This window comes from Roseovarius sp. MBR-78 (assembly GCF_040547535.1).
Classification (GTDB): Bacteria; Pseudomonadota; Alphaproteobacteria; order Rhodobacterales; family Rhodobacteraceae; genus Roseovarius.
Map to the genome: position 1 here is coordinate 188,997 of NZ_JBEPPX010000003.1, position 12,217 is coordinate 201,213.

12 protein-coding genes are annotated in these 12,217 nt (G+C 66.3%); 9 read left to right on the plus strand and 3 right to left on the minus strand.

What is annotated here, in order from left to right; translation table 11 throughout:
• Positions 1–19: 19 nt before the first annotated feature.
• Both recQ and ABIE58_RS03810 read right to left on the minus strand, forming a co-directional pair.
• Entirely contained in the window at positions 20–2,062 is a 2,043-nt protein-coding gene (gene recQ / locus ABIE58_RS03805; protein ID WP_354543358.1) for a DNA helicase RecQ, read from the minus strand.
• A 76-nt stretch (positions 2,063–2,138) separates the two neighbouring features.
• Positions 2,139–2,426 (minus strand): YggT family protein, encoded by a 288-nt coding sequence (locus ABIE58_RS03810; protein ID WP_354543359.1) that lies wholly within the window; start codon positions 2,424–2,426, stop codon positions 2,139–2,141.
• 137 nt (positions 2,427–2,563) lie between these two features.
• Between ABIE58_RS03810 and ABIE58_RS03815 the strand changes: the two genes are divergently transcribed.
• From ABIE58_RS03815 to ABIE58_RS03845, 7 genes are all read left to right on the plus strand, one after another.
• On the plus strand, positions 2,564–3,103 hold the full coding sequence (locus ABIE58_RS03815) for an acyl-CoA thioesterase (RefSeq protein WP_354543360.1): 540 nt from the start codon (positions 2,564–2,566) through the stop codon (positions 3,101–3,103).
• Between the two features lie 257 nt (positions 3,104–3,360).
• Positions 3,361–4,728, plus strand: coding sequence for an MFS transporter (locus ABIE58_RS03820; RefSeq protein ID WP_354543361.1), 1,368 nt, complete (start codon positions 3,361–3,363; stop codon positions 4,726–4,728).
• 41 nt (positions 4,729–4,769) lie between these two features.
• The gene (gene mepA, locus ABIE58_RS03825) at positions 4,770–5,648 is read left to right on the plus strand and encodes a penicillin-insensitive murein endopeptidase (protein ID WP_502950061.1); all 879 of its coding nucleotides are present in this window, start codon (positions 4,770–4,772) and stop codon (positions 5,646–5,648) included.
• A 335-nt stretch (positions 5,649–5,983) separates the two neighbouring features.
• Positions 5,984–6,406, plus strand: a complete 423-nt coding sequence (gene arfB, locus ABIE58_RS03830; protein ID WP_354543362.1) for an alternative ribosome rescue aminoacyl-tRNA hydrolase ArfB — start codon at positions 5,984–5,986, stop codon at positions 6,404–6,406.
• A 69-nt stretch (positions 6,407–6,475) separates the two neighbouring features.
• Complete coding sequence (locus tag ABIE58_RS03835) at positions 6,476–6,721, plus strand: type II toxin-antitoxin system ParD family antitoxin (protein ID WP_354543363.1); 246 nt, start codon at positions 6,476–6,478, stop codon at positions 6,719–6,721.
• The gene (locus tag ABIE58_RS03840) at positions 6,718–6,951 is read left to right on the plus strand and encodes a type II toxin-antitoxin system RelE/ParE family toxin (RefSeq protein ID WP_354543364.1); all 234 of its coding nucleotides are present in this window, start codon (positions 6,718–6,720) and stop codon (positions 6,949–6,951) included. The genes ABIE58_RS03835 and ABIE58_RS03840 overlap by 4 nt, the downstream gene beginning before the upstream one ends.
• A 181-nt stretch (positions 6,952–7,132) precedes the next feature.
• On the plus strand, positions 7,133–9,160 hold the full coding sequence (locus ABIE58_RS03845; protein WP_354543365.1) for an oxidoreductase: 2,028 nt from the start codon (positions 7,133–7,135) through the stop codon (positions 9,158–9,160).
• 4 nt (positions 9,161–9,164) lie between these two features.
• Here the strand turns inward: ABIE58_RS03845 and ABIE58_RS03850 are convergent, their stop codons facing one another.
• The gene (locus ABIE58_RS03850; RefSeq protein WP_354543366.1) at positions 9,165–9,608 is read right to left on the minus strand and encodes a DUF4399 domain-containing protein; all 444 of its coding nucleotides are present in this window, start codon (positions 9,606–9,608) and stop codon (positions 9,165–9,167) included.
• A 197-nt stretch (positions 9,609–9,805) separates the two neighbouring features.
• On the opposite strand from ABIE58_RS03850, the gene ABIE58_RS03855 reads away from it, so the two are divergent.
• Together ABIE58_RS03855 and ABIE58_RS03860 are read left to right on the plus strand one after the other, a co-directional pair.
• Entirely contained in the window at positions 9,806–10,711 is a 906-nt protein-coding gene (locus ABIE58_RS03855) for a LysR family transcriptional regulator (RefSeq protein ID WP_354543409.1), read from the plus strand.
• Between the two features lie 248 nt (positions 10,712–10,959).
• The gene (locus ABIE58_RS03860; RefSeq protein WP_354543367.1) at positions 10,960–12,201 is read left to right on the plus strand and encodes a hypothetical protein; all 1,242 of its coding nucleotides are present in this window, start codon (positions 10,960–10,962) and stop codon (positions 12,199–12,201) included.
• The last annotated feature ends 16 nt before the right edge of the window (positions 12,202–12,217 follow it).

The following is a 12,217-nucleotide window of genomic DNA, read 5'->3' on the forward strand; positions in this document are numbered from 1 at the left end:
TACCGGGGTGATCGGGGATTTAGCCCGCCCCGTGCAGAACGTCCAGAAAGGCCGCACCGAAACGCTCGGCCCTTTGCGGCCCCATCCCCGGCACACGCTCCAGCGCGTCAAGGCTCGAGGGGCGCCGCTCGGCGATCTGGCGCAGGGTGGAATGGGTGCAGGACAGGGGCCTGAGCGTGCCGCAATCCCCGCGCGCCAGATCGCGGCTGACCTCGGCCAGCCGGTCATAGAGCGTGCCCTCGACCCGCCCGGCAAGCTTGCGGCGCGTCGGGTGCATGGGTTCTGCCGCGCCGTTGATGACCTCAAGAAACAGCGCGCCGTATTGCTCCAGCTTCTTCGCGCCCACGCCGCCGATGCGCGCCATCGCGTCGAGCGTGGCGGGCCGCGTCTCGGCCATCTCGATCAGCGTGCGGTCGGTGAAGACGATATAGGCGGGTACGCGTGCCGCCTCCGCTAGCGCGCGGCGCTTGGCCTTGAGCGCCGAAAGGAGCGGCGCGTCCTCGTCCGCGACCAGCGCGCGGACAGCAGGGCGGCGCGCGGCCCCCGCCACCTCGCGGCGCAGGCGGATGCGCGTCTCGGCACGCAGCACCGGGCGCGCGGCCTCTGTCATCACCAGCGCGCCGTGGCGTTCGGGGTCGGGACGCACCAGGTCATGCCCCATCATCTGCCGGAACACACCCTGCCAGCCGCGCTTGTCGATGTCGCGGCCCACGCCGAAGGTGGGCAGGTTGTCATGGCCGCGCGTGCGCACCTTCTCGGTGGCATTGCCCATCAGGATGTCGATGAGATGCCCCGCGCCAAAGCTCTCGCCGGTGCGCAGGATCGCCGAGAGCGCCTTTTGCACCGCCTCGGTGCCGTCGAATGTCTCGGGCGGCGTCTCGCACAGGTCGCAATGGCCGCAAGGCGCGGGATCTTCGCCGAAATAGCGCAACAGCACCGCGCGGCGGCATTCCAGCGCCTCGGCCAGCCCTAAAAGCGCGTTCAATCGCCCGTGATCGGCCATGCGCCGCTCGGGCGGGGCCAGCCCTTCGTCGATCTGGGCACGGCGCAGGCGGATATCGTCGGCACCATAAAGCGTGAGCGTCTCGGCGGGTGCCCCATCCCGGCCCGCGCGGCCGATTTCCTGATAATAGGCCTCGATGCTCTTGGGCAAGTCGGCATGGGCAACCCAGCGGATATCGGGCTTGTCCACGCCCATGCCAAAGGCCACGGTGGCCACCACGATAAGCCCATCCTCGGTGTTGAAGCGATGCTCGACCTCGCGGCGCGCGCCCGCCTCCATCCCGCCGTGATAGGCGCAGGCGTTGTGGCCAGCTTGTGACAGCGCCTGCGCGAGGCCTTCGGTCTTGGCGCGGGTGCCGCAATAGACGATGCCCGATTGCCCGCGACGCGCGGCGGCGAACGCCATGATCTGCGCGCGCGGCCCGTCCTTGGGCGCAAAGGCGAGGTGGATATTGGGCCGATCAAACCCGTGCAGGAAAACCTGCGGCGGCTGGCCGTCGAAGAGCTTTTCGACGATCTCGGCCTGTGTTTCGGCATCGGCGGTGGCGGTGAAGGCCGCGAGCGGCACGTCGAGCGCGCGCCGGAGTGGGCCTATCGCAAGGTAATCGGGGCGGAAATCATGGCCCCATTGGCTCACGCAATGGGCCTCGTCCACGGCGATGAGCGACACCCCGATCCGCCGCAGCATCCCGAGGGCCGCCCCCGAGGCAAGCCGCTCAGGTGCCATGTACAGCAGCTTGAGCCGCCCGGCCTCCAGCGCCGCCCAGACCTCGGCAGTCTCTTCGTCCGTATTGCCCGAGGTGAGCGCCCCCGCCTCGACACCCGCCGCGCGCAGCCCCCGCACCTGATCGCGCATCAGCGCAATCAGCGGCGAGATGACCACCGTCACCCCCTCGCGCAGCAGCGCGGGCAGTTGGAAACACAGCGATTTGCCACCCCCCGTCGGCATGATCGCCAGCGTGTTGCAGCCCGAGGCGACAGTATGGACGATCTCTTCCTGTCCGGGGCGGAACGCATCGAACCCGAAGACATCACGCAGAAGCGTGGCAGCGCTTGGCATGGCGATCCTGCAAGATTTGTATGTCTGCTATTAGGGGAACTGTTTCACACTAAGATTCGGTGAACAAGACCCCGACCTAGTAAAACGCCGCCGCGTTATTCACCAGCACGATTCTGAGCGCATAGACCCCGATCAGCACCACCAGCGGCGCGAGATCAATGCCGCCCATCTGCGGCAGGATGCGGCGCACCGGGCCATAGAGCGGCTCTAGCAGGCGATTGAGCCCATACCAGATCTGCGCCACGAATTGCTGGCGCAGGTTGAGCACCTGAAAATTGATCAGCCACGACATGATGACATGCGCGATGATGAAGAACCACGCCACGTCAAGCAGCAGCATCAGGATCTGGAAAAGCGATTGCATGGCGGTGCGGCCCTCTTGTCGGTTTGCCCCAGACCTATGCGGGCCGCCGCGCGAGCGCAAGCCTGACGCGCGGTCGCGGTTGACGAGGGGCGGCGCCCCTGCCAAGCCCGCCCCGCACCCAAAGGAGACCGCCCCCCATGTATCCCGTGATCCGAATGCTCTGGCAGCTTTGGCAGCACCGCAATTCGCCGCCCCTACCGGTGACGGGCACGCATGTCTCGCAGCATTATTGCCTGCCCTGGGATATCGACCTGTGGCGCGAGTTGAACAACGGGCGCACGCTCACGCTCTATGATCTGGGGCGCATCCCGCTGGCGGGGCGTGTCGGGCTGATAGCGGTGCTGCGACGCAAACGCTGGGGGCTGACGATGGCCGGGGCAAGCGTGCGCTACCGCCGCCGTATCCGCGTGTTCGAGCGCGTCGAGATGCGCTCAAGGCTGGTGGGGTGGGACGCGCGGTTCCTGTATATCGAGCAATCCATGTGGTCGCGCGATGGCCAATGCGCGAACCATATCCTTTATCGCAGCGCGGTGACGGGGCGCGGCGGCATCGTGCCGCCGGGTGACGTGCTCGCCGCCCTCGGGCAGGCGGACCTCGCCGCACCGCCCCTGCCCGGCTGGGTGCGCGCCTGGATCGAGGCAGACGACGCGCGCCCCTGGCCGCCGATGCAGGGCTAGGGCGGGGGTCAAGCGACCGATGCGGGGCGCGGGGGGGGGCCCACCCTACGGCGCTACTGTTCGATATGATGCAATGAGGCCCCCGCGCGGAATTAAGGTGCCGCAGGCACCGCCGCGCGAGCGCCCGACCGCCCGGCCCCTTCACGCTGCCTGCCGCCCCCGCATCCCACAACACGATCCCGCCCACCACCGCGCAACAACAGCTTGCCAGCCCGCGCCCGAGCCTGTCTTATCGCGTCAAACGGGCGGGGGACGGCATGGCAGCGATTTCGCAGCGCAAGCGCATCTGGGGCTGGTTCTTTTTCGACTGGGCGAGCCAGCCCTATCACACGCTTCTCATCACCTTCATTTTCGGGCCGTATTTCGCCTCGGTCGCGGCGGAATATTATCTCGGCACCGGCCTGCCCGAGGCGGCGGCGGATGCGCGCGCACAGGCGCTTTGGTCCACCGGGCTGACGGTGAGCGGGCTCATCATCGGGCTGGGCGCGCCGATCATGGGGGCCTTTGCCGACACGACGGGGCGGCGGTTGCCATGGATCATCGTCTTCTCTGCGATGTATGTAGTCGGGGCGGCGGCGATCTGGGGCATGGTGCCCGATGGCTCGAACCTGTGGTTCGGCCTTTTTGCCTTTGGCATCGGCTTCATCGGGGCGGAATACGCGCTCATCTTCATCAACTCGCAGCTTCCCTCGCTCGGCACCGAGGAAGAGGTGGGCGCGATCTCGGGATCGGGCTTTGCCTTTGGCTATGCGGGCGGGGTGCTGTCGCTTCTCATCATGCTGCTCCTCTTTGTCGAACAGCCCAGCGGCAAGACGCTTATCGGCCTCGACCCGGCCTTTGGCCTTGACGCGGCCGCGCGCGAGGGCACGCGCTTTGTCGGGCCGTTCACGGCGCTGTGGTTCGCGGTGTTCATGGTGCCCTATTTCCTGTGGGTGCGCGATGCGGGGCCTGCGGGCACAGGCGGCGGGATCGGCGCGGCGCTCGGGCTTTTGGGCAAGACCATCAAGGGGCTGCGCCACCGCCTCAGCCTCAGCACCTATCTCGGCTCATCGATGCTCTACCGCGATGCGCTCAACGGGCTTTACGGCTTTGGCGGCACCTATGCGATATTGGTGCTCAACTGGTCGATCACCTCGGTGGGGATTTTCGGCATCATCGGCGCGATCTCGGCGGCGCTGTTCAGTTGGGCGGGCGGCAGGTTTGACGCGCGCTTTGGCCCCAAGCCGGTCATCATCGCCGCGATCTGGGGGCTGATGGCGGTCTGTATCACCGTCGTGGGCATGGATCGCAGCCAGATCTTCGGCATAGCGCTGGCCCCCGGCTCCACCCTGCCCGACGCGGTGTTCTTCGGCTGCGGCGTGCTCATCGGCGGGCTTGGCGGCACGCTTCAGGCGGCGAGCCGCACGCTGATGGTGCGCCACACCGACCCTGCCGCCCCGACCGAGAATTTCGGCCTCTATGGCCTCTCGGGGCGGGCAACCGCGTTTCTCGCCCCGGCGCTCATCGGGCTGGTAACCACGCTCACGGGCAGCGCGCGCATCGGCGTGGCACCGGTGATCGGGCTTTTCGTGATCGGCCTTGTTCTGCTACACTGGGTCAGATCTGAGGGAGACCGCACGCCGTGAAACGCCTCTCCATCCTTGCCACCCTCGCCCTCGCGGGCTGCATGGGGGCCGATGATCCCGCCCCGCGCGCGGGCATCCTGTCGAGCCAGAGCATCCCCGCCGCGATGCAGGGCGTGCACGCGAAACAGCTTTTCGGCGCACAGGCGCGCGGCTCGGAACATGCACCGGCGGCCTATGGCAGCTATGCCAAGGGCTGCCTTGCCGGTGGCGCCGCCCTGCCCGAGACGGGGCCGACATGGCAGGCCATGCGCCTGAGCCGCAACCGCAACTGGGGCCACCCGGAAACCATTGATCTTATTTCGAAACTGTCGCGCATGGCGGCGCAGCAGCCGGGCTGGAGCGGGCTTTACGTCGGCGATCTCAGCCAGCCGCGCGGCGGGCCGATGCTGTCGGGCCATGCCAGCCACCAGGTGGGGCTTGATGCCGATATCTGGCTGCGCCCCGCCGATGACCTGACGCTAAGCCGCACGGCGCGCGAAAACATCTCCTCGATCTCCATGCAGCGCGCCAACGGAGCCTATACCAACAGCAACTGGACCCGCGCGCATCATGAGATCGTCAAGGCCGCCGCGCAAGACCCGCGCACCGCGCGCATCTTCATCTTTGCCGGGGCCAAGGTGCAGATGTGCCGCGACGAGACCGGCGACCGCGCCTGGCTGCGCAAGGTGCGGCCCTGGTGGGGGCATCACTACCATTTCCATGTGCGGCTGAAATGTCCCGACAATGCAACGGGTTGCGTGGAACAGGCCGCGCCCCCGCCGGGCGATGGCTGTGCCGAGGCAGAGGAATGGGTGCGCAACATCCTCAACCCGCCGCCGCCCGCGCCGCGCGATCCGAACGCCCCCGCGCCCAAGCCACGGCGCGAATTGACAATGGCCGATCTGCCGCGCCAATGCGTGGCGGTGCTTCAGGGCGGGTAATCACGATCCTGCGGTAAAATTCCCGCGCACCACATGATTTTGTTTTGACAATGGCAAGATCTGTGGCACGCTGGGATCAGGTTTCAACAAGCGAAAGGAGGTGGTCCAGTGTCATCAGAGGTATTGGAGCGAGGTGCCGGGACAGTCCGGGAGGCCGCCGTCTAGGGCAGCCCCGAGGCGAAAGCCAACCGGATTGGCGCGTGCCTGACCGGCCCGCCTCCGCAACTTCGAGAGGGCCGTCCCGAACCGGGGCGGCCCTTTTCAACCGCAGGGTTCAGCGCACGAACCGCACGATTCGCGCCAGGACGCGCGCACCCCGTTAACCGGAACCGCCCATGCTACGGATCACCGACGAAATCGCCATCGAGGATTGGGAACTGACCGAGCAGTTCATCCGCGCCTCCGGCCCCGGCGGGCAGAATGTCAACAAGGTAGCCAGCGCGGTGGAGCTGCGCTTCGAGGCGGAACGCTCGCCCAACCTGCCCGGCCCGGTCAAGACGCGGCTGAGACGGCTGGCGGGGCGGCGCTGGACCAAGGAGGGCGCGCTGGTGTTGCAATGCGACGAGACTCGCAGCCAGACCCGCAACCGCGACATCGTGCGCGAGCGGCTGGCAGAGCTGATCCGGCAGGCCACGATCAAGCCCAAGCGCCGCATCCCGACGCGGGTGTCGGCCAACCAGAAGCGCAAGCGCGTGGCGACCAAGAAACAGCGCGGCGAGGTCAAGGCGCTGCGCGGGCGCGTTGAGGGCGAAGAGTGAGGGGGCCGGGCCTGCGGGGTTGAGAGAGATACCAATAATTGGTATGCTTCCCTCCGAAGGAGATACCCCATGCCCCGCAACACCTCCGTCGTTCTCAGCGACCATTTCAACGAATTCATCGCCCGCGCCGTGGCCTCGGGCCGCTACAATTCTGCCAGCGACGTGGTGCGCGCGGGGCTTCGGATGCTGGAGGAGGCTGAACAAAAGCTCGACCGCCTGCGCGCCGAGATCATCAAGGACGAGGAGAGCGGCTTTAACGAAAGTTTCGATTTCGACGACTTCCTGTCAGACATGAATGCAAAGCATCCCGCATGAAGCGGCTGCGCCTGTCGCGCAAGGCCGAGACCGATCTGCGCGACATCTGGACCTACTCCGCCGACCGGTGGGGCCGTGACCGGGCCAATGGCTATCTCGACACCATCCGCGCCGCGATAGTCGGGCTTTGCGACGACAGCACGCCATCAAGACCCGCCGACGATGTGCTGCCCGCCTGTCGAAAGGTTTCGGTCGGTCGCCACGTTGTGTTATTCCGCGACACCGGGTAGGCGGTGGAGATATTCCGGGTGCTGCATCAGCGCATGGATGCGGGGCGGTGGGTTTGACCGCGCCCCCCGCCCCCCGGTTTCTTCTTGGTCCAAATACCCAAGCCCCCCCGGTAACGCAGCGTTCCCCGGTGACAATCGCGCCGCGCTGCGCCACTCTGACCCCAGCCAAGGGAGCCACGCCATGACCGACTATCCGCACCTTCTCGCGCCCCTCGATCTGGGCCATGTCACGCTGAAAAACCGCGTGCTCATGGGGTCGATGCATACCGGGCTGGAGGAGACGCGCGACTGGAACCGGGTGGCGGAATTCTATGCCGCTCGCGCGCGCGGTGGCGTGGGCCTCATGGTCACGGGCGGCATGGCACCGAACCGCGAGGGCGGCGTGTTTCCCGGCGCGGCGGGGCTGTTCACACCCGAGGACATCGCCAATCACCGCGTCGTCACCGACCGGGTGCACGACGCAGACGGGCTGATTGCCATGCAGATCCTCCATGCCGGGCGCTATGCCTATGGCAAGGAGTGCGTCGCCCCCTCGCCGATCAAATCGCCGATTTCGCCCTTTGTGCCGCGCGAGTTGGACGAGGATGGGATCGAGAAGCAGATCGCCGATATTGTCACGGCGGCGGTGCGCGCCCGCGAGGCGGGATATGACGGGGTCGAGATCATGGGGTCGGAGGGCTATTTCCTCAACCAGTTCCTTGTGACCCACACCAACAAGCGCGAGGACCGCTGGGGCGGCTCTTACGAGAACCGGATGCGTCTGCCCATCGAGGTGGTGCGCCGCACCCGCGCCGCCGTCGGCCCCGATTTCATCGTGATCTATCGCCTGTCGATGATCGACCTCATCCCCGAGGGCAGCACCCATGCAGAGGTGGTGCAGCTTGCGCAGGAGGTGGAGCGTGCAGGCGCAAGCATCCTCAACACCGGCATCGGCTGGCACGAGGCGCGGGTGCCGACGATTGCCACCTCCGTGCCGCGCGCGGGCTGGGCATGGGTCACGGGTAAACTGATGGGCAAGGTGGGCATCCCCGTCATCACCTCAAACCGGATCAACACGCCGCAGGTGGGCGAGGATCTGATCGCGGGCGGCGTGGCGGATATGGTGTCGATGGCGCGGCCTTTCCTTGCCGACGCGGAATTCGTGACCAAGGCCGCCGAGGGGCGCGCCGAGACCATCGCGCCCTGCATCGCCTGCAATCAGGCGTGCCTCGATCATACCTTCTCGGGCAAGCTCACCTCCTGCCTTGTCAATCCGCGCGCCTGCCACGAGACCGAACTGGTCATCACCCCCACCGACGCGCCCAAACGCATCGCCGTTGTCGGGGCGGGGCCTGCGGGCCTCTCGGCGGCGATCACGGCGGCGGGGCGGGGGCATCGCGTCACGCTTTACGACAAGGCAGGCGAGATCGGCGGTCAGCTCAACATGGCGCGGCAGGTGCCAGGCAAGGAAGAGTTTCACGGGCTGGTCGCGTGGTTCAAGACCATGCTGGCCGAGAGCGGCGTGGTGCAGCGGTTGGGGCAGGCTGTCACCGCTGATGATCTGAGCGGCTATGACGAGGTGATCGTGGCCACCGGCGTGGTGCCGCGCGATCCGGGCATCGAGGGGCAGGACGGCCCCAACGTGCTGAGCTATATCGACGTGCTGCGCGGGCGTGCCAAGGTCGGCCGCCGCGTGGCCGTGGTGGGCGCGGGCGGGATCGGGTTCGACGTGGCGGAATTCCTTGTCCATGAGGGGGCGAGCCCGACCGAGGATATTGCCCTCTGGCGTGCCGAATGGGGCGTGGGCGACCCGGCGGATGTGCGCGGCGGGCTGGCCCCCGGCGGCCCCGCCCCGGTGCCGCCCGCGCGAGCCGTGACCCTGTTGCAGCGCAAGGCGGAACGGCCCGGCAAGCGGCTGGGCAAGACGACAGGATGGATTCACCGCGCCGCGCTCCGGATGAAGGGCGTGGAGATGGTGGCGGGCGTCAATTACGAGCGTATCGACGCGCGCGGGCTGCATATCTCTTTCGGCGAGGGGCGCGAGCGGCCCACGGTGATCGAGGCCGATACCGTGGTGCTCTGCGCGGGCCAGATCAGCGAGCGCAGCCTTGCCGATGCGCTGGCCGAGAAGGGCATCCTCGCGCATGTGATCGGCGGCGCGGATGTCGCCGCCGAGTTGGACGCGAAACGCGCCATAGATCAAGGCACGCGGCTGGCGGCCACGCTCTGAGGCGTCATTTCACCGTGACGGTGATGACCTCCGACATGACGGGCGGATCATGCGGGACGTGGTTGGCATCGCCAAGCACGAGTTGCAGCGTATGCTGTCCCGGCGCGAGATCGACCGTCACCTGCGTCTGGCCCCCGCCGAAATGCCGGTGATGGTCGTCGGCGGGCAGGCCATAGCTCAATTCCTCGGCGCCGCCCTCGCCCTGGCCAAAGGGCGGGCGATCCACCAGAAGGTGATGATGGCCGGTCGCCGCCTTCTCGGTGCCCGCAGGCGCAACCCCCATGCCCTTCAGGCCAAAGATCACCGTGACCGGGCTTGTGACCGCAGCCCCATCCTCGAGATTGACGAAATAGACCTCCGCACCCTCGGGCGCGGGGGTTTCCTGCGCCAGTGCGGGCGCAAAAGCCGCGAGTGTGGCGGCAAGGGTCAGTGCGAAAAGCGGTCTCATGGCATATCCTCCTTGAGGTGATTCCGAGTCGAGCGGATCGTAACCCGACATGATCCGAGATCACCTCAATTTGCCGTGTATCCATGTTTCCCGTGTGGCGACGATCCCGGTAACACCCCGATATTGTCAGGCACGCGCCGCAGTTGCGCCCGATTTTTCCGTCAGACAGGAACCTGACTGGAAGAAGAGGTATGAGTATGGATCGCCTGACGGAAATGGAAGCGTTCGCCACCGTAGTGGATCAGGGCGGGTTTACCGATGCGGCCCGCAAGATGGGCATCTCGAAATCCGCCGTGTCCAAACATGTCTCCTCGCTCGAGGCGCGGCTCGGTGCGCGGCTCCTGAACCGCACCACGCGGCGCGTCAGCCCCACCGAGATCGGCCTTGCCTATTACGACCGGGCGCTACGGGTGCTCAACGACGCGGGCGAGGCCGATGCGCTGGTCAGTTCCATGCAGTCCGATCCCTCGGGCCTCTTGCGCATCTCGGTGGCAACCGATTTCGGGGTCAATCACCTGTCGCCGATCCTTGGCCAGTTTCTTGAGGATTTCCCCGATATCACCGTCAACATGGTGCTCAACAACCGCTATGTAGAGCTGATTTCCGAGGGCTTTGACATGGCGGTGCGGATCGGTGACCTTGAGGACAGCACCCTGCGCGCGCGCAAACTGTCCGAGACGACGCGCCGGATGATCGCCAGCCCCACCTATTTCGAGAAATACGGGCGGCCTGAGCGGATCGACGATCTCAACGAGCACAAGCTCTTGCATTATTCGAGCCAGGGCGGCAACGCGGTGTGGAAACTCACCGCCCCCTCGGGCGAGAAGCGCCAGGTGCGCACGGCGGGGGGCCTCAGCGTCAACGATGGCCAATCGCTGCTCAATGCGGCGATTTCCGGGCTTGGCATCGCCTATCTGCCCTCGTTCCTCTATGCCCGCGCGATGGCCGAAGGGCTGGTCGAGGACGCCATGCCCGATCTGCCGGTCGACACGCAGGGCATTTTCGCGGTCTACCCGCCGGGGCGATTTACCCAGCCCAAGGTGCGCGCCTTCATTGATTTCCTTGTCCACCAGTTCGCCGATAAAGGCCCGACCGACTGGTAAAACAAGGCCCGATGTCCCCCTCGTCAGCAATGACGCCCCCCGGCCCGCCCCAGCGCGGGCCGGGCCTTTTGTGGGGGGCGAGAGCGCGCCGGGAAACCGGATCACGCCGTTGCCATAGGGCCGGGTTTCACGCGGCGGGCGCTGGACTTGGGGGCAAGGGCGGGGCAAGGTTTGCGGGGATGGTGAGTGTTTCGGATATCAGCGAGGAAGAGACCCTCAAGGCGTGGCTAGAGGATCAGCCGCGCGAGGTGGCGGTCTGGATCGCGTCCCGTGCGGCGTCGCGGGTGCTGCCGCTGTGGTGGGATGACGTGCTGAGTGAAGAGTGGGCGCGCGAGCGTGAATTGACAGCTTTACCGATTTTGCGTTGCATTTTGATATCTTCGGTTGCCGCCAAATTGCCAACCGGGGATATCAGGGCCGCAGCGGCGCTTGCCGCTGCCGCCGCCGCCGACGACGCCACCACCACTGCCTCCGGCTATCCCGCAGCCCACGCCGCCCCCGCCGCCGCCGTTGCTGCCGCAGATGCCGCTACGGATGCGGCCGCCGATACATCCGCCCCCGCCTACGGCGTCCACGGTGCCCCTGCCGCCATCGCTGCCGCCGCCGCTGTCGCCGTCGGCGTTTTGGAAGCTTTCAGAGAGGATGCTGAATTTGTGGCGAGTGGTGAATCGCCAGACGTCCTTACGCTCTGGTCCAACGGGTCGGGTCCACTGGCCGAGGCGTGGGGCAGGGTTAAAACACAGGTGGCCGATGCGCCGGATTCGCAAGACTGGCAGTTCTGGATTGACTGGTACGATGCCCTGCTTGACGGTCGCCCGATGCTGGGCGATGCCGCGCGCACATGGGAAATGCTGGAAAAAATCGCGCTGATCGACCCCAAGACATGGGAGAAAGGGCCAGAGGGTGCGAATCCGGTGATCCGGGGGATATGGGAAGGATATCAAGGGGCTGCTGATGCAGGCTCGGGCCAAGGTGCCGACCCACAACCGGTCACGGATAGCGCCAAAACAGCGATGCAACAACGGGTGGCGGTCAATCGTGATGCGCTGGCGGTGGCCGGGGCCGGGTTGATGGATCAGCTTGGCGCTTTCAAGGAAAGCGTGCGCGGCATGAACCACCTGACACCCGAAGTGCGCGACGAGGTTCTGGCCTTTATTGACGAGTTTACCGGCAAGTTATCTGCTTTGTTGGCGGGGTTGCCCGAACCGGGTGACACGCTTGCAGATGGCCAAGCCGACCGGTTGGTGCTTTGGCTGCGGGAATATCGCGGGCTATTGCGTCACAAGCTGGCGCATTACGCCTCTGCCGAGAATATGGTCGAGGTAACCGTGCCAACCGGGATCATTCTTAGCGCAACCGGGATAGGTGCGATGATGGGGATGCCCGTTCCCGGTGCTATCGTCGGGGGTTTGATCGTGAACCAGATGAAACCGGGACAAGCGGCGAAAGAGTTGACCAAGTCATCAGGCAAGGATGATGATGCAGGGTAACCCTTTACAGGACGCA

Bases quoted from the DNA above. Each gene is read 5' to 3' on its own strand.
- recQ (WP_354543358.1), bottom strand. From the start codon at position 2,062: ATGCCAAGCGCTGCCACGCTTCTGCGTGATGTCTTCGGGTTCGATGCG.
- ABIE58_RS03810 (WP_354543359.1), bottom strand. From the start codon at position 2,426: ATGCAATCGCTTTTCCAGATCCTGATGCTGCTGCTTGACGTGGCGTGG.
- ABIE58_RS03815 (WP_354543360.1), top strand. From the start codon at position 2,564: ATGTATCCCGTGATCCGAATGCTCTGGCAGCTTTGGCAGCACCGCAAT.
- ABIE58_RS03820 (WP_354543361.1), top strand. From the start codon at position 3,361: ATGGCAGCGATTTCGCAGCGCAAGCGCATCTGGGGCTGGTTCTTTTTC.
- mepA (WP_502950061.1), top strand. From the start codon at position 4,770: ATGGGGGCCGATGATCCCGCCCCGCGCGCGGGCATCCTGTCGAGCCAG.
- arfB (WP_354543362.1), top strand. From the start codon at position 5,984: ATGCTACGGATCACCGACGAAATCGCCATCGAGGATTGGGAACTGACC.
- ABIE58_RS03835 (WP_354543363.1), top strand. From the start codon at position 6,476: ATGCCCCGCAACACCTCCGTCGTTCTCAGCGACCATTTCAACGAATTC.
- ABIE58_RS03840 (WP_354543364.1), top strand. From the start codon at position 6,718: ATGAAGCGGCTGCGCCTGTCGCGCAAGGCCGAGACCGATCTGCGCGAC.
- ABIE58_RS03845 (WP_354543365.1), top strand. From the start codon at position 7,133: ATGACCGACTATCCGCACCTTCTCGCGCCCCTCGATCTGGGCCATGTC.
- ABIE58_RS03850 (WP_354543366.1), bottom strand. From the start codon at position 9,608: ATGAGACCGCTTTTCGCACTGACCCTTGCCGCCACACTCGCGGCTTTT.
- ABIE58_RS03855 (WP_354543409.1), top strand. From the start codon at position 9,806: ATGGATCGCCTGACGGAAATGGAAGCGTTCGCCACCGTAGTGGATCAG.